The following is a 14442-nucleotide window of genomic DNA, read 5'->3' on the forward strand; positions in this document are numbered from 1 at the left end:
CTTCTCCTAAACCAAGGTTTTCGAAAATGCGTGTTTATCAATTAACTGGCATGATTTCCGGTTTTGACGAAGGGAAATACCATGCTTATTGGATACATACGCGTGTCAACAAATGAACAAAACACCGCCTTACAGCGTGACGCGCTGTTGCGTTCAGGATGTGAGCTAATTTTTGAAGATAAAATCAGCGGTAAATCGACAAACCGACCGGGACTCAATCGTGCCCTCAGGCAACTTAATGCAGGTGATACTCTCGTTGTATGGAAACTCGATCGTCTCGGGCGCAGTATGCGCCACCTTGTTTCAATGACCGAGGAACTCCGCCAGCGGAGCATTAATTTCCGCAGTTTGACTGATAGCATTGATACCTCAACGCCAATGGGGCGTTTCTTCTTCCATATCATGGGGGCGCTTGCTGAAATGGAGCGTGAACTCATTGTCGAGAGGACGTGCGCCGGGCTGGCCGCAGCGCGGGAACAGGGACGAATTGGTGGCAGACGCCCTAAATTGACGCGGGAGGAATGGGCTCAGGCTGGCAGGCTCATTGCTGCCGGGGAATCCCGACAGCGCGTTGCGTTAATTTTTGATGTGGGTATTTCCACGCTTTATAAAAAATTCCCCGCCGCGATAGTCGGACAATCGTTGTGCCAGCGTCCGCTGGACAGGGATGGTTAGCTCATAGCAAGCCCAGCCGCGACAATATCACTCACCAACTAACCAAGGAGTTAAACGGATGAGTGATTTTCACCACGGCGTGGAAGTTATCGAAATCAACGATGGCACCCGCACCATTTCCACCGTCTCGACGGCAATCATCGGCATGGTCTGTACGGCCAGCGATGCTGACGACAAGACATTTCCTTTAAACGAGCCCGTGCTCATTACCAACGTGCAAAACGCGATTGCGAAAGCCGGCAAGGCGGGGACGCTGTCCGCTTCTCTGCAGGCGATCGCCGATCAGTGCAAACCGGTTGTCGTTGTTGTTCGCGTGGCCGAAGGCACCGCTGAAACCCCGGAAGAGGCGCGTAAGCAGACCGTTTCCAACATCATCGGTACTACCGATGAAAACGGTAAATATACCGGCCTGAAGGCGCTTCTCACGGCGAAAACGGTGACCGGCGTTAAGCCGCGTATTCTCGGCGTGCCGGGGCTGGACTCTCAGGAAGTGGCGACCGCACTGGCCGCCATGTGCCAGAGCCTGCGCGCGTTCGGCTATGTCAGCGCATGGGGATGTAAAACCATCTCTGAAGCGATCAACTACCGCAAAAACTTCAGCCAGCGCGAGCTGATGGTTATCCATCCTGATTTTCTGGCATGGGATACCACCACGAACGCAACGACAACGGCCTGGGCAACCGCCCGCGCGCTTGGCCTGCGCGCCAAAATCGACCAGACCATGGGCTGGCATAAAACCCTGTCAAACGTTGGTGTCAACGGCGTTACGGGCGTAAGCGCTTCTGTTTCCTGGGATCTGCAGGAACAGGCTACCGATGCGAACCTGCTTAACCAGGCAGGCGTCACCACGCTGATTCGCAACGACGGTTTCAAATTCTGGGGTAACCGTACCTGCTCAGACGATCCGTTATTCGTCTTTGAAAACTACACCCGTACCGCACAGGTGCTGGCCGATACCATGGCGGAAGCGCACGCGTGGGCGATGGATAAACCCATCACGCCAACGCTTATCCGCGACATCGTTTCCGGTATTAACGCCAAGTTCCGCGAGCTGAAAACCAACGGCTATATCGTCGACGGCTCCTGCTGGTATGACCCTGAGTCGAACGATGCATCCACCCTGAAAGCGGGGAAACTGTATATCGATTACGACTACACCCCTGTCCCGCCGCTGGAAAATCTGACCCTGCGCCAGCGCATCACCGATACCTATCTGGCAGACCTGTCAGATTCGGTTAACAGCTAAGGAGCTGAAGCATGGCGTTACCACGCAAACTTAAGTACCTGAATATGTTCAACGATGGCCTGAGCTATATGGGCGTTGTTGAGTCTGTGACCCTACCGAAGCTTACCCGCAAGCTGGAGAAGTATCGCGGCGGCGGTATGCCGGGCTCGGTCTCTGTCGACCTCGGCCTGGACGATGATGCCCTGGCGCTGGAGTGGACCGTTGGCGGTCTGCCGGACGCCGCGCTGTGGGCGCAATATGCCTCTCCGGGCGCGGACAGCGTGCCGCTGCGCTTTACCGGCTCTTATCAGCGCGATGATACCGGCGAAATCTCCGCCGTCGAAATCGTCATGCGCGGCCGTCATAAAGAGTTTGATGGCGGTGAAAACAAGCAGGGCGAGAGCGGCACCACCAAGATGTCCACCGAGTGCGCTTACTACCAGCTGACCATTGATGGCAAAGAGATCATCGAAATCGACATCATCAACATGGTGCTCAAAGTCGATGGCGTCGATCGCCTGGCAGAACACCGTAAGGCCATCGGCCTGTAACCCTTTAACCGGCCGGGATGACCGGCCGGTGAGTTAACTTTCAGAAGAGTAACGAAATGGAAAATATCAACGAGACCGCCATGAACGAAAGTGAAAACCCACATATCGTCACGCTTGATAGCCCCGTTCAGCGCGGCGAGCAAAAAATCGAAAAGGTGACCGTCGCAAAACCCAATGCGGGGACCCTGCGCGGCGTATCGCTGGCGTCGCTGGCGCAATCTGACGTTGATGCGCTGATTAAGGTGCTGCCGCGAATGACCTCCCCTGCGCTGACCGAGCATGAGGTTGCGCGCCTGGACGCCTGCGATCTGCTCTCTTTTGCAGGTAAGGTGATCGGTTTTTTGTCACCGGCTTCGGCTCGCTGAAATTTCCCGAAAATGTGTCGGTCGACGATCTGATGGCGGATATCGCGGTGATTTTTCACTGGCCGCCGTCAGAACTGTACTCCCTTAGCGTGACCGAACTCCTCTTATGGCGCGAAAAAGCGCTGCAGCGAAGCGGAAACCACTATGAGTAATAATGTCAGTCTTCAGGAGCTGCTTAAGGCAGTCGACCGGGCAACCCGACCGCTTAACGCTCTCCAGAACGCCAGCCTCACTCTCGCGAGCGATATCCGCGATGCGCAGACGGCGCTGGGGGCGCTTGATGAGCAGGCGGGGCGTATTGACGGCTTCAGAAAAGCAAATGCCAGGCTCGCCACGACGGAGCAGTCGCTTGCTCAGTCGAAACAGCAGGCCGCGGCGCTGGCGGTACAGTTTAAAAACACGCAAAACCCCACCCAGGCGCAGGCTGATGCGCTGACTGCAGCCCGAAAATCGGCGGCCGACCTTAAGCATGAGTACAACAGCTTACGCTACTCGGTGCAGCGTCAGCGCACTGAACTCGCTCAGGCGGGAGTCAATACGCGCACGCTCTCGTCGGATGAGCGTCGTTTACGAACTCACATCAGCGAAAAAACGCAGCAGCTTAACCGGCAGCGGGATGCGCTGGCCCGCGTCAATCAGCAGCAGGAGCGGCTGAGTACCGTTCAGAATCGCTACGAGTCAGGCAAACGCGTTACAGCGCGGGTGCGTCAGTTTGCGAATACGGGCGTGGGCATCGCAAAAGCGGGCTTTGACCAGACGTCCCGGTTTATCGCCCCTGGCATCAGCTTTGAAAAACAGATGTCGGCCATTCAGGCAAACCTTGGCCTGGCGAAGGGGGATTCCCGGCTTGAGGCGATTCGCCAGCACGCGCGGGATGTCAGCGCCAGGACCGGAGTACCTGCAGATACGGTCCTGCGGGCACAAACCGAACTGGCTCGTTCAGGCTATGGCGCCGATGGGCTGCTTGCGGCCACCGCGCCAACGGTCAACCTCAGCCTGGCGGGGAATGTCGACGCGGCTAAAGCGGCCGATATGATCGCCAGCACGCAGGCGGCGTATAGCCTGGCCGATGCGGACGCGGGACGCATCGCAGATGTGCTTACGCGCGGTTCTACCTCTTCGAATACCAGCCTCGCTGAGATGGTGGCGGCCGTCACCTCTGCTGCGCCCGCTGCGGGTGCATCCGGTATGGGGCTTGAAGAGACCACCGCGCTGCTGGGCGTTCTGGCGGAAAAAGGAATGAAAGGCGCCGCCGCCGGGGACGCGCTCAGCGCGATGTTGCGCCATGTTCAGACTCCGGATGCCATAAAAGCCGCGGGGGCGCTGGCTTCCGCTGCGGGTGATGGATCGCTTGATGAAAAACGCCAGCAGTTGCAGGGGGCAAAGGGCAGTACCGCGCTCGCGGCTTCCGCGCAGACCGATAATCTTGACGGCGATATCAACCGATTCCAGGCCGCGTGGAACGGGTTGAAGATTGATGTATTTGATAAAGCGGATGGCGCTCTGCGCAACCTGATAACAACCGCAACCGGCTGGCTTGGTACGGCCTCCCTTTGGGTGAATGCCAACCCTGAGCTGACGCAGACCCTCGCCAGCATCGTTGTCGGCGCGCAGGCGTTTGCTGGCGTACTGGGCGGCGTAGGCACGGTTATCGGCCCGGTTCTGACGGGCGTCAATATGGTTATTACCGCGGCCGGGATGTTGGGAACGGTATTCAGCGTGGTGGGCGGCGCCATCATGACGGTGCTGGGTGCCCTTAGCTGGCCGGTGATTGCCCTTGGCGCGGCGATTGCTGCCGGAGCCTTACTGATTTTTAAATACTGGGAGCCCATCAGCGCCTTCTTTGGCGGGGTGATGGAAGGGCTTTCAACGGCTTTCGCACCGCTGGGTGCGCTGTTCTCACCGGTGATGGCGGTGTTTGACGCTATCTCGGAGAAGCTGGGCGGTATCTGGCAATGGTTCACCGACTTGATTACGCCGATCAAGGCGACGCAGGAAACGCTGGATGGCTGTAAAAACGCTGGCGTGATTTTTGGTCAGGCGCTGGGCGATGCGTTAATGGCCCCGCTTGATCTCTTTAACAGCCTGAGCGGCAAGGCCAGCTGGCTGCTGGAGAAACTCGGTCTTATCAAAAACGAGTCGGGCGATCTCGATGCCGCAGCGGCAAAAGCAGAAGCTGCTTCCTCTCCTGTGGGCAGCTCGTCTAGTCCGGGCGTGGGGATCTCTGGCGGTAGCCTGGGGTATCAGCCGACCATTGCTACTGGAGGGCGCTCTTACGTCGATCAGAGTAAAAGCGAATATCACATCACGCTGCAGGGGGGCACGGCCTCCGGAACGGATCTGACGCGTCAAATCCGGGAGGAAATAGAAAACAGTGAACGTGATAAAGCGAGACAGCGGCAATCCAGCTTTATGTATGTTTGAGGAGAGAGAAAATGTTAATGGTGCTGGGTCTGTTTGTCTTTGAACGACGAACCTTACCGTATCAGTCAATGATATTCACAAAAGACTACCGCTGGGCATCCAGCGCTCGCATCGGGAAACCCAAAGCCTGGCAGTACCTTGGCGAAGGGGAGACATCCTTCAGCCTCTCCGGCTTACTCTACCCGGAACTCACGGGAGGGCGGCTTTCTCTCAAGGCGGTTGAGCTGATGGCGAATGAGGGGCGGGCATGGCCGTTGATAGACGGTACCGGCATCATTCACGGCATGTTTGTCATTGAGAAAGTCACACATACGCATTCGGATTTTTACAGTGACGGTACCGCTCGAAAAATTGAGTTTTCCCTGTCGCTAAAACGCGTGGACGAATCGCTGATGGCGACGTTTGGCGACCTGCGAACGCAAGCCTCAGAGCTGGTGGAAAGCGCACGGAATAGCATTGGAGGGCTGGTGGGATGATCGCCGAAATGAATATCCGGGCGGGTGGGAAAATCGCCCCTGATTTTATGCTTAAGCTTGACGATCGTGATATCACGCAAAATTTCAGCCATCGTCTTATCAGCCTGATCATGACCGACAAACGGGGGCTGGAAGCCGATCAGTTGAATATTCAACTGGATGATTCGGACGGGCTGCTGGACTTGCCTGCCCGGGGGGCAAGGCTGTCCTTATGGCTGGGATGGGAGGGAACCCCGCTCGAGGAGAAAGGGGACTTTACGATTGATGAGATTGAATTCCGGGGCGCGCCGGACACGCTGACCATCCGGGGATGCAGCGCAGATTTTCGTGGAAAGCTAAACGTGCGGCGCGAACAGTCGTGGCATGATACGACGATTGGCGCGATAGTCGATACCATCGCTCAGCGTAACCAGTTGACCGCCAGCGTTGCGTCGGGGCTTGCATCCATCGCCATCTCTCATATTGACCAGTCTCAGGAGACTGACGCGGCGTTTCTCTCTCGCCTTGCCGAACGTAATGGTGCATTTGTTTCAATCAAAGCCGGGAAGATTATCTTTATGAAAGCGGGCCAGGCCGTGACGGCCAGCGGCACTCCGCTTTCCTTAATGATGATTGAACGTGGGGATGGCGATAAGCACCTTTTTTCCGTCGTTGACCGTGAAAATTATTCCGGCGTAACGGCCAAATGGCTGCAAACGCGTGACCCCAAACAACAAAATCCTCAATTGAGTATTAATCGTCAGTCCGGAGGGCAGCAGACAGAAGCACTGCAGCACCCGGATGCCGCCGCACCGGTAGCGGGAGCAGCAGGCAAGGAGCAGAAACCGCAAGAGAGGCTGGTGGGATCGGCGGAAAACGTATTTGAGCTCACCACGGTTTATGCCTCTGAAGAGCAGGCGCTCAGGGCCGCAGAGGCTAAGTGGCGCGCGCTTCAGCGGGGAACCGTAGAGTTTTCCATCCAGCTTGCCCTGGGACGCGCCGATCTGTTCCCCGAAACGCCGGTGCTGGTAAACGGTTTTAAACGCGTCATCGACGAGCAGGCGTGGATCATCAGCGAGGTGGTGCATACCCTCAACGATAGCGGATTTACCACGCAGCTTAAGCTTGAGCTGAACGTCAGCGACGAAAAATTTACTGTTGATAGTGAGTAATGTAGTTGCTATTGGTTTTATTTTGGGTATTATTGATTCACAAAATGTGAATCAAGTGGAGGGGTACATGTTTCATTGTCCTAAGTGCAAGCACTCTGCGCATGCGCGTACCAGTCGCTATCTAAGTGAAAATACCAAAGAGCGCTATCACCAGTGCACCAATGTGGACTGCAGCTGTACGTTCGTGACGATGGAGTCCGTGGAGCGCCTGATTGCGACCCCTGGTGCCTCTGAGCGTGTCCGAGCGTCTTCGCTGAACCACGGCTAGCGGCTCAAAAAAACCAATAAAAAATCCACTCAATCGAGTGGCTTAATTCAATGATTCTAAAACTAAAATTTGGTGGCCCCTGCTGGACTTGAACCAGCGACCAAGCGATTATGAGTCGCCTGCTCTAACCACTGAGCTAAGGGGCCGTGGCGGTGAATTATAAAGTAACTCCCCGCAGCAATCCAGCCATTCACACCTGCCTGCTGTTTTTATAAACAACGCATAATCAATCCTTTATACTTCCCTGACGATGTATCGAGCGGGAGTAAAGATGATCAACGATATTCTGGCCCCTGGCCTGCGGGTGGTGTTCTGCGGAATCAACCCGGGAAAGTCCTCGGCGCACACCGGTTTTCACTTTGCCCATCCGGGCAATCGCTTCTGGAAGGTGATCTACCAGGCCGGGTTTACCGACAGGCTACTCAAGCCCGAAGAGGAACAGCATCTGCTGGACACGCGCTGTGGAATTACCATGCTGGTCGAGCGGCCTACGGTACAGGCGAGCGAGGTCAACCTGCATGAGCTGCGCAGCGGCGGACGGGAGCTGATCAAGAAGATAGAGGATTATCAGCCGGCCGCGCTGGCGATCCTCGGCAAGCAGGCCTACGAGCAGGCGTTTAGCCAGCGTGGAACGCAGTGGGGCAAGCAGAGCATCATGATTGGCGTGACGCAGGTATGGGTGCTGCCGAACCCGAGCGGGCTCAACAGGGCGACGCTGGATAAGCTGGTGGAGGCGTATCGGGAGCTGGATGAGGCGCTGATGGTGCGGGGGCTTTAATCCTCTGAGTCCTGATGCCCTCACCCTCTCCCCACATGACTGAGGGATCCCCACAACGTTATGGCAGCACGGAACAGTCCCCTCGCCCCTCCGGGGAGAGGGTTAGGGTGAGGGGAATATACGGCCGCGGTGGTCATTCCGTTCACTTTATGTTCCTTGCTACTCTGTAATGGCATGACCTGTGAACGTGCCAGGGTGGCCTCAGTCGCCACCACCCTGGCCACCCGGGCTCCCGGCGGTAAATCGCCGCTTCGCGGTGCCCTCGGCTTATTCCTTCCGGCTTATCGGGTACGGGCGGAGGTAACGTCCCTGTAAAGCCCGCCCTCTCGGCGCATCCATGCGCCTCGCCCCGGCCTGCAGGAAACGCCTCAGCGATTTACAGCCGGACCAGAGCATCGCTGAAAGTCTTCACTCGTTCTGAAACAAGGTTATTGCTTCTGCTTATAAATTACTGGGGAGCCCACAGTCCAAAGGGAGAGGGAATAAACAAAAAAAAAGCTCCCGATTGGGAGCTTTTTCACTGTCAGGACCGATTAGTCGTCCAGGAAGCTACGCAGCACTTCAGAGCGGCTTGGATGACGCAGCTTGCGCAGCGCCTTCGCTTCGATCTGACGGATACGTTCGCGGGTAACGTCGAACTGTTTACCCACTTCTTCCAGCGTGTGGTCGGTGTTCATATCAATACCGAAACGCATACGCAGGACTTTCGCTTCACGAGCGGTCAGGCCGGCCAGAACGTCGTGCGTCGCAGCGCGCAGGCTCTCGGTGGTGGCAGAGTCCAGCGGCAGCTCGAGGGTGGTATCCTCGATGAAATCACCCAGATGCGAATCTTCATCATCACCGATTGGTGTTTCCATGGAGATTGGCTCTTTGGCGATCTTCAGCACTTTACGGATCTTGTCTTCCGGCATCAGCATGCGCTCGGCCAGCTCTTCCGGCGTCGGCTCGCGGCCCATCTCCTGCAGCATCTGGCGGGAGATACGGTTGAGCTTGTTGATGGTCTCAATCATATGCACCGGAATACGGATGGTGCGCGCCTGATCCGCGATAGAGCGGGTGATAGCCTGACGGATCCACCAGGTTGCGTAGGTGGAGAACTTGTAACCACGACGGTATTCAAACTTATCTACCGCTTTCATCAGACCGATGTTGCCTTCCTGAATCAGATCCAGGAACTGCAGACCACGGTTGGTGTATTTCTTGGCGATAGAGATAACCAGACGCAAGTTCGCTTCAACCATCTCTTTCTTCGCGCGGCGGGCTTTCGCTTCACCGATGGACATACGACGGTTGATGTCTTTAACCTGCTCGATGGTCAGGCCGGTCTCTTCTTCAATCTGATGCAGTTTCTGCAGGCCGCGATGTACGTCGTCCTTCACGTCGTGCAGTTTTTCAGACCACGGCTTGTTCATCGCGATAGCCGCGTTGAACCAGGTTTCGCTGGTTTCGTTGCCGGTGAAGAGGGTGATGAAGTTCTTCTTCGGCATTTTGCACTGCTCAACGCACAGCTTCATGATGATGCGTTCCTGGGTGCGTACGCGATCCATCATCACGCGCATGCTGTTTACCAGGTAGTCGAACTGTTTTGGCACCAGGCGGAACTGTTTGAATACCTCAGACAGTTTCAGGATCTCTTCCTGAGCGGCGGCATGGCTGCGGCCTTTCGCTTTGATGGTGTCACGCGTCACTTCGTACTGGGTACGCAGCTCGGCAAACTTCTCGCGCGCCAGCTCCGGGTCGATGCTGTTGTCATCGTCCGCGGTGTCGTCGTCGCTCTCTTCCTCATCTTCGTCTTCGTCATCATCCATCTCTTCCTGAGACAGTTCAGAACCGACGTGAGTGGCGGTAGGCGCCATATCTTCTTCAGCGTTCGGGTCGACAAAACCGGTGATCAGGTCAGACAGGCGCGCTTCTTCCGCTTCAACGCGATCGTACTGCTCCAGCAGATAGGTGATCGCTTCCGGGTACTCGGCAACGGAGCACTGAACCTGGTTGATCCCGTCTTCGATGCGTTTTGCGATGTCAATTTCGCCTTCGCGGGTCAACAGTTCAACGGTACCCATTTCGCGCATGTACATGCGGACCGGGTCAGTGGTACGCCCGATTTCAGATTCCACGCTGGACAGTACCTGTGCAGCAGCTTCTTCCGCATCTTCGTCAGTGTTGTTGGAGGTTTCAGCCAGCAACAGATCATCGGCATCCGGTGCTTCTTCCATCACCTGAATGCCCATGTCATTGATCATTTGGATGATATCTTCGATTTGATCTGAATCGACGATATCTTCCGGCAGATGGTCATTGACCTCGGCATAGGTCAGATAGCCTTGCTCCTTACCACGTTGGACAAGAAGTTTCAGCTGTGACTGCGGGTTTTGCTCCATAAGACGGTATCCACACTTAATTCGTTTGATTGGTGTCGGCGATGGGGCTGCCAACCTTTAAAGCGAGGGCGTACTTATATTTTTGCCGCTGCCTCTCAGTGCGGCTGCCGGGGGCTTCCCGATCGATATTCGGCACTTAAGCCGTTAAATTTTTTATTTCTTCGCCAGTTCCTGGTTAATCATCCAGAGCTCCCGGCGTTCTTCGCTGCTTAAACCGTGTGTGCGCTCGCGAGCAATCAACTCTTCCTGGCGCAGCTCAAGCATCGAATCAAACATATGGTTGAGTGAGTCGGTGAACGTTTTTTCTGCAATGTCCTTATCTGCTATATCGTCCCACATCGACAATTTTTCAAGGGTAGCGGCCTCTTTTGTGCCGCGATAGTGCTCTAAAAGTTGTCCGGTGGTCAGACCTGGCTGAGACAAACACGTGTTGACCAGTTCTGAAAATAAGCCAAGCCCGGGCAATTTCTCGTGGTTTAAACCCGCCAGCGACGGCACCTGTGGTGCGAGCTCGGGGTTTTGTACCAGCAACCCTATCAGTATACGCATGGTTGTGCGTTTTAGCTGAGGCGCAGGGCGAACCGCGCCGTTTTCAGCCTGTTTAGGCATTAAACGTTCAAGCTGGCTGTCATCCAGAATGCCGAGCTTGTTGCCTAATTCCTGACGCAGATAGATGCGCAGCGTTTCGCCGGGCACCTGGCTGATTAACGGCAGCGCCAGCGTACTGAGCTGCGCGCGCCCGTCAGGGGTACTCAAATCGACCTGCGGCATCAGGCTGTTAAACAAAAACGTGGAGAGCGGCTGAGCCTGCTCCATCCGCGCTTCAAACGCCGCTTTGCCCTCTTTACGCACCAGCGTATCCGGGTCTTCGCCGTCGGGCAGAAACATAAAGCGTAGCTGACGCCCGTCGGTCATATACGGCAGCGCGGTTTCCAGCGCGCGCCAGGCGGCGTCGCGCCCTGCGCGGTCACCGTCGTAACAGCAGATGACGTTGTTGGTCACCCGGAACAGCAGTTGAATATGATCGGCGGTGGTGGACGTCCCTAACGACGCAACCGCGTAGTTGATGTCGTACTGCGCCAGTGCCACGACGTCCATATAGCCTTCGACGACCAGAAGACGCGGAGGTTCCGCATTATTCTGCTGCGCCTCATAAAGGCCGTACAGCTGGCGGCCCTTATGGAAAATATCGGTTTCCGGGGAGTTGAGGTATTTCGGCAGGGCATCACCCAGCACGCGACCACCAAAACCTATTACCCGGCCACGCTTGTCGCGGATCGGGAACATCACCCGTTCGCGGAAGCGGTCGTAGCTTCGTCCCTGGTCGTTAGTGACCAGCATGCCTGCATCGATGAGAGACTTACGATCTTCGCTATTGCCGCCAAAACGCTTTAACACGTTGTCCCAGCCGGGCGGGGCGTAACCAATAGCGAAACGCGCAATGACATCGTCGCTCAGTCCGCGCTTGTTCAGATACTGACGCGCAGGCTCAGCCGCAGATTGCTTAAGAGACTGTTGGTAAAACGAATTCAGGCCATCCATCAGTTGATACAGCGTTTGCCGTTGATGGCGCTCGATCTGACTTGGCCCACTGCCTGCTTCATACGGCACTTCAAGGTTATGCATCGCCGCCAGCTCTTCGACGGTTTCAACAAACTCGAGCTTGTCGTAATTCATCAAAAAATCGACGGCATTACCGTGTGCGCCACAGCCGAAGCAATGGTAGAACTGCTTTTCACCGTTTACGGTGAAGGAGGGGGTTTTTTCGTTATGGAACGGACAGCACGCATGGTAGTTCTTGCCCTGCTTTTTTAGCTTTACCCGCGCGTCGATGAGATCGACGATGTCGGTTCTGGCAAGCAGGTCATTGATGAAAACGCGTGGGATTCTTCCGGCCATATGCCCCAAAATTTTAAGCGACTTATAAACGAAAACAAGCCGCGCATTCCTTCCGGAAGCACGGCCTTACGACTATTACTCTGTCTGTCAATTGAGGGCTGAGGCCCTCAACCAATTAGTACAGACGAGTACGGCGTGCGTTTTCGCGAGCCAGTTTCTTCGCGTGACGTTTCACAGCGGAAGCTTTAGCGCGCTTACGTTCGGTCGTTGGTTTTTCATAAAACTCACGACGACGAACTTCAGCCAGAACACCTGCTTTCTCGCATGAACGTTTGAAGCGACGCAGTGCTACGTCGAACGGCTCGTTTTCACGTACTTTAATTACCGGCATGTAACTCTCACCTTTAATAAATTCGGTTTGCCGCTGGCATCAACGCCAGCTTATTTCAAAATGGTGCGGAATTTTACTGCAAATGCTGCTGCTTTGTAAAGCACCGATGCGATTTTGAAAGGGACTTTAATAAGGGTGAGGAGTATACACGAGCCTTCTTCCTGGGGCGAACAAAGTTTTACATCAACCCGCCCAGGCTCTACACTGCGCGGTATTGAAACGAGGTAAAACAAGTCATGCGTGTACTGGGTATTGAAACATCCTGCGATGAAACCGGCATCGCCATTTACGACGACGAAAAAGGGCTTCTGGCCAACCAGCTGTATAGTCAGGTGAAATTGCACGCTGACTACGGCGGTGTCGTACCTGAACTGGCCTCTCGTGACCACGTGCGTAAAACGGTTCCCCTGATTCAGGCGGCGCTGAAAGAAGCGGGATTAACGGCAAAAGAGATTGATGCAGTGGCGTACACCGCAGGCCCGGGTCTGGTCGGCGCGCTGCTGGTTGGCGCAACGGTTGGCCGTTCACTGGCGTTCGCGTGGGATGTGCCGGCGATCCCGGTTCACCATATGGAAGGGCACCTTCTGGCGCCGATGCTGGAAGAGAATCCGCCTGAATTCCCGTTTGTGGCGCTGCTGGTCTCCGGCGGCCATACGCAGCTGATTAGCGTAACGGGCATTGGCAAGTATGAGCTGCTGGGCGAATCGATCGATGACGCCGCCGGTGAAGCGTTCGACAAAACCGCCAAGCTGCTGGGTCTGGATTATCCTGGCGGCCCGATGCTGTCAAAAATGGCGTCGCAGGGAACGGAAGGGCGCTTTGTCTTCCCGCGCCCGATGACCGACCGTCCGGGGCTGGACTTCAGCTTCTCCGGGCTGAAAACCTTCGCGGCGAATACGATTCGTAATAACGATGACAGCGAGCAGACCCGCGCCGATATCGCCCGCGCGTTCGAAGATGCTGTGGTGGACACGCTGATGATCAAGTGCAAGCGCGCGCTGGATCAGACCGGCTTTAAGCGTCTGGTGATGGCGGGTGGCGTCAGCGCCAACCGCACGCTGCGCGCGAAGCTCGCCGAGATGATGCAAAAGCGTCGCGGGGAAGTGTTCTATGCCCGTCCGGAATTCTGCACCGACAACGGCGCGATGATCGCTTACGCCGGAATGGTGCGCCTGAACGCGGGTGCAACGTCCGACCTCAGCGTGTCCGTGCGTCCGCGCTGGCCGCTGGCGGAACTGCCGGAGGCGTAATCCCTCACCCTAACCCTCTCCCCACAGGGAGAGGGGATCGTTTGACTACACCCGCAGCATCCCTTTCTCTTCCAGAAACGCAATAATCGTCGCTAACCCGTCACCCGCCTTCAGGTTGGTAAAGGTCCAGGGACGCTCGCCGCGCATGCGGTTAGTGTCGCGCTCCATCACCTCCAGCGACGCGCCGACGTACGGCGCGAGGTCGGTTTTATTGATCACCAGAAAATCGGATTTGGTGATCCCCGGCCCGCCTTTACGCGGGATTTTTTCCCCTTCGGCCACGTCGATCACGTAAATGGTCAGATCCGCCAGCTCCGGGCTGAACGTTGCGCTCAGGTTGTCTCCGCCGCTTTCAACGAAGATCAGATCCAGATTGCCGAACTTCTCGCTTAACGCCTCCACCGCCGCCAGGTTCATCGACGCATCTTCACGAATGGCGGTATGCGGGCAGCCTCCCGTCTCTACGCCCACTATGCGCTCCGGCTCCAGCGCGCCTGCCTCGGTCAGGATGCGCTGATCCTCTTTGGTGTAGATATCGTTGGTCACCACCGCAAGATGGTAGGTGTCGCGCATCGCCTTGCAGAGCGCTTCCAGCAGCGCGGTTTTGCCCGACCCTACCGGGCCACCGACGCCCACGCGCAGGGGATGTTTGTAATCAGCCATGTTGA

15 protein-coding genes and 1 tRNA gene are annotated in these 14442 nt (G+C 56.2%); 11 read left to right on the top strand and 5 right to left on the bottom strand.

Annotation, left to right across the window (positions count from 1 at the left end):
* Positions 1 to 81 precede the first annotated feature (81 nt).
* The 9 genes from UTM25_RS19090 (at position 82) to UTM25_RS19130 (ending at position 7135) form a co-directional block, all read left to right on the top strand.
* Positions 82 to 675, top strand: a complete 594-nt coding sequence (locus UTM25_RS19090) for a recombinase family protein (RefSeq protein WP_194401720.1) — start codon at positions 82 to 84, stop codon at positions 673 to 675.
* Between the two features lie 58 nt (positions 676 to 733).
* Entirely contained in the window at positions 734 to 1921 is a 1188-nt protein-coding gene (locus UTM25_RS19095; RefSeq protein ID WP_033146683.1) for a phage tail sheath protein, read from the top strand.
* Between the two features lie 11 nt (positions 1922 to 1932).
* Complete coding sequence (locus UTM25_RS19100) at positions 1933 to 2451, top strand: phage major tail tube protein (protein WP_023309235.1); 519 nt, start codon at positions 1933 to 1935, stop codon at positions 2449 to 2451.
* A 56-nt stretch (positions 2452 to 2507) separates the two neighbouring features.
* Positions 2508 to 2816 (top strand): phage tail assembly protein, encoded by a 309-nt coding sequence (locus UTM25_RS19105; RefSeq protein ID WP_023309234.1) that lies wholly within the window; start codon positions 2508 to 2510, stop codon positions 2814 to 2816.
* Between the two features lie 32 nt (positions 2817 to 2848).
* Positions 2849 to 2968 carry a GpE family phage tail protein gene (locus tag UTM25_RS19110; protein WP_047749164.1) on the top strand — a complete coding sequence of 40 codons (120 nt, stop codon included), beginning with the start codon at positions 2849 to 2851 and terminating at the stop codon, positions 2966 to 2968.
* Positions 2961 to 5240: a phage tail tape measure protein gene (locus UTM25_RS19115; protein WP_194401721.1), complete on the top strand. Its 2280-nt coding sequence runs from the start codon at positions 2961 to 2963 to the stop codon at positions 5238 to 5240. Before UTM25_RS19110 ends, UTM25_RS19115 begins: the two co-directional genes overlap by 8 nt.
* A gap of 11 nt (positions 5241 to 5251) precedes the next feature.
* The gene (locus UTM25_RS19120; RefSeq protein WP_194401722.1) at positions 5252 to 5716 is read left to right on the top strand and encodes a phage tail protein; all 465 of its coding nucleotides are present in this window, start codon (positions 5252 to 5254) and stop codon (positions 5714 to 5716) included.
* On the top strand, positions 5713 to 6867 hold the full coding sequence (locus tag UTM25_RS19125; RefSeq protein ID WP_320715191.1) for a phage late control D family protein: 1155 nt from the start codon (positions 5713 to 5715) through the stop codon (positions 6865 to 6867). Before UTM25_RS19120 ends, UTM25_RS19125 begins: the two co-directional genes overlap by 4 nt.
* Positions 6868 to 6934: 67 nt before the next feature.
* A complete protein-coding gene (locus UTM25_RS19130; RefSeq protein WP_194401723.1) occupies positions 6935 to 7135 on the top strand; it encodes an ogr/Delta-like zinc finger family protein in 201 nt (66 codons plus the stop codon).
* Between the two features lie 70 nt (positions 7136 to 7205).
* Here UTM25_RS19130 and UTM25_RS19135 read toward each other — a convergent pair.
* Positions 7206 to 7281: transfer RNA gene (locus tag UTM25_RS19135), tRNA-Ile, on the bottom strand.
* 125 nt (positions 7282 to 7406) lie between these two features.
* On the opposite strand from UTM25_RS19135, the gene mug reads away from it, so the two are divergent.
* A complete protein-coding gene (gene mug, locus UTM25_RS19140) occupies positions 7407 to 7913 on the top strand; it encodes a G/U mismatch-specific DNA glycosylase (RefSeq protein WP_029741755.1) in 507 nt (168 codons plus the stop codon).
* 533 nt (positions 7914 to 8446) lie between these two features.
* Here mug and rpoD read toward each other — a convergent pair.
* The 3 genes from rpoD to rpsU all read right to left on the bottom strand — a co-directional run bounded on the left by rpoD (position 8447) and on the right by rpsU (position 12524).
* Positions 8447 to 10294: an RNA polymerase sigma factor RpoD gene (gene rpoD, locus UTM25_RS19145; RefSeq protein WP_023309228.1), complete on the bottom strand. Its 1848-nt coding sequence runs from the start codon at positions 10292 to 10294 to the stop codon at positions 8447 to 8449.
* Between the two features lie 153 nt (positions 10295 to 10447).
* Entirely contained in the window at positions 10448 to 12193 is a 1746-nt protein-coding gene (dnaG, locus tag UTM25_RS19150; protein ID WP_029741754.1) for a DNA primase, read from the bottom strand.
* A 115-nt stretch (positions 12194 to 12308) separates the two neighbouring features.
* Complete coding sequence (gene rpsU / locus UTM25_RS19155; protein ID WP_001144069.1) at positions 12309 to 12524, bottom strand: 30S ribosomal protein S21; 216 nt, start codon at positions 12522 to 12524, stop codon at positions 12309 to 12311.
* Between the two features lie 236 nt (positions 12525 to 12760).
* On the opposite strand from rpsU, the gene tsaD reads away from it, so the two are divergent.
* Positions 12761 to 13774: a tRNA (adenosine(37)-N6)-threonylcarbamoyltransferase complex transferase subunit TsaD gene (gene tsaD / locus UTM25_RS19160; RefSeq protein ID WP_032650276.1), complete on the top strand. Its 1014-nt coding sequence runs from the start codon at positions 12761 to 12763 to the stop codon at positions 13772 to 13774.
* A 45-nt stretch (positions 13775 to 13819) separates the two neighbouring features.
* Here the strand turns inward: tsaD and ureG are convergent, their stop codons facing one another.
* Positions 13820 to 14437 (bottom strand): urease accessory protein UreG, encoded by a 618-nt coding sequence (gene ureG, locus UTM25_RS19165; protein ID WP_014071813.1) that lies wholly within the window; start codon positions 14435 to 14437, stop codon positions 13820 to 13822.
* Between the last annotated feature and the right edge of the window lie 5 nt (positions 14438 to 14442).

The organism is Enterobacter sp. 61D5 (assembly GCF_034107965.1).
In the GTDB taxonomy this organism is placed as follows: Bacteria; Pseudomonadota; Gammaproteobacteria; order Enterobacterales; family Enterobacteriaceae; genus Enterobacter; species Enterobacter cloacae_M.

Bases quoted from the DNA above. Each gene is read 5' to 3' on its own strand.
- UTM25_RS19090 (WP_194401720.1), top strand. From the start codon at position 82: ATGCTTATTGGATACATACGCGTGTCAACAAATGAACAAAACACCGCC.
- UTM25_RS19095 (WP_033146683.1), top strand. From the start codon at position 734: ATGAGTGATTTTCACCACGGCGTGGAAGTTATCGAAATCAACGATGGC.
- UTM25_RS19100 (WP_023309235.1), top strand. From the start codon at position 1,933: ATGGCGTTACCACGCAAACTTAAGTACCTGAATATGTTCAACGATGGC.
- UTM25_RS19105 (WP_023309234.1), top strand. From the start codon at position 2,508: ATGGAAAATATCAACGAGACCGCCATGAACGAAAGTGAAAACCCACAT.
- UTM25_RS19110 (WP_047749164.1), top strand. From the start codon at position 2,849: ATGGCGGATATCGCGGTGATTTTTCACTGGCCGCCGTCAGAACTGTAC.
- UTM25_RS19115 (WP_194401721.1), top strand. From the start codon at position 2,961: ATGAGTAATAATGTCAGTCTTCAGGAGCTGCTTAAGGCAGTCGACCGG.
- UTM25_RS19120 (WP_194401722.1), top strand. From the start codon at position 5,252: ATGTTAATGGTGCTGGGTCTGTTTGTCTTTGAACGACGAACCTTACCG.
- UTM25_RS19125 (WP_320715191.1), top strand. From the start codon at position 5,713: ATGATCGCCGAAATGAATATCCGGGCGGGTGGGAAAATCGCCCCTGAT.
- UTM25_RS19130 (WP_194401723.1), top strand. From the start codon at position 6,935: ATGTTTCATTGTCCTAAGTGCAAGCACTCTGCGCATGCGCGTACCAGT.
- mug (WP_029741755.1), top strand. From the start codon at position 7,407: ATGATCAACGATATTCTGGCCCCTGGCCTGCGGGTGGTGTTCTGCGGA.
- rpoD (WP_023309228.1), bottom strand. From the start codon at position 10,294: ATGGAGCAAAACCCGCAGTCACAGCTGAAACTTCTTGTCCAACGTGGT.
- dnaG (WP_029741754.1), bottom strand. From the start codon at position 12,193: ATGGCCGGAAGAATCCCACGCGTTTTCATCAATGACCTGCTTGCCAGA.
- rpsU (WP_001144069.1), bottom strand. From the start codon at position 12,524: ATGCCGGTAATTAAAGTACGTGAAAACGAGCCGTTCGACGTAGCACTG.
- tsaD (WP_032650276.1), top strand. From the start codon at position 12,761: ATGCGTGTACTGGGTATTGAAACATCCTGCGATGAAACCGGCATCGCC.
- ureG (WP_014071813.1), bottom strand. From the start codon at position 14,437: ATGGCTGATTACAAACATCCCCTGCGCGTGGGCGTCGGTGGCCCGGTA.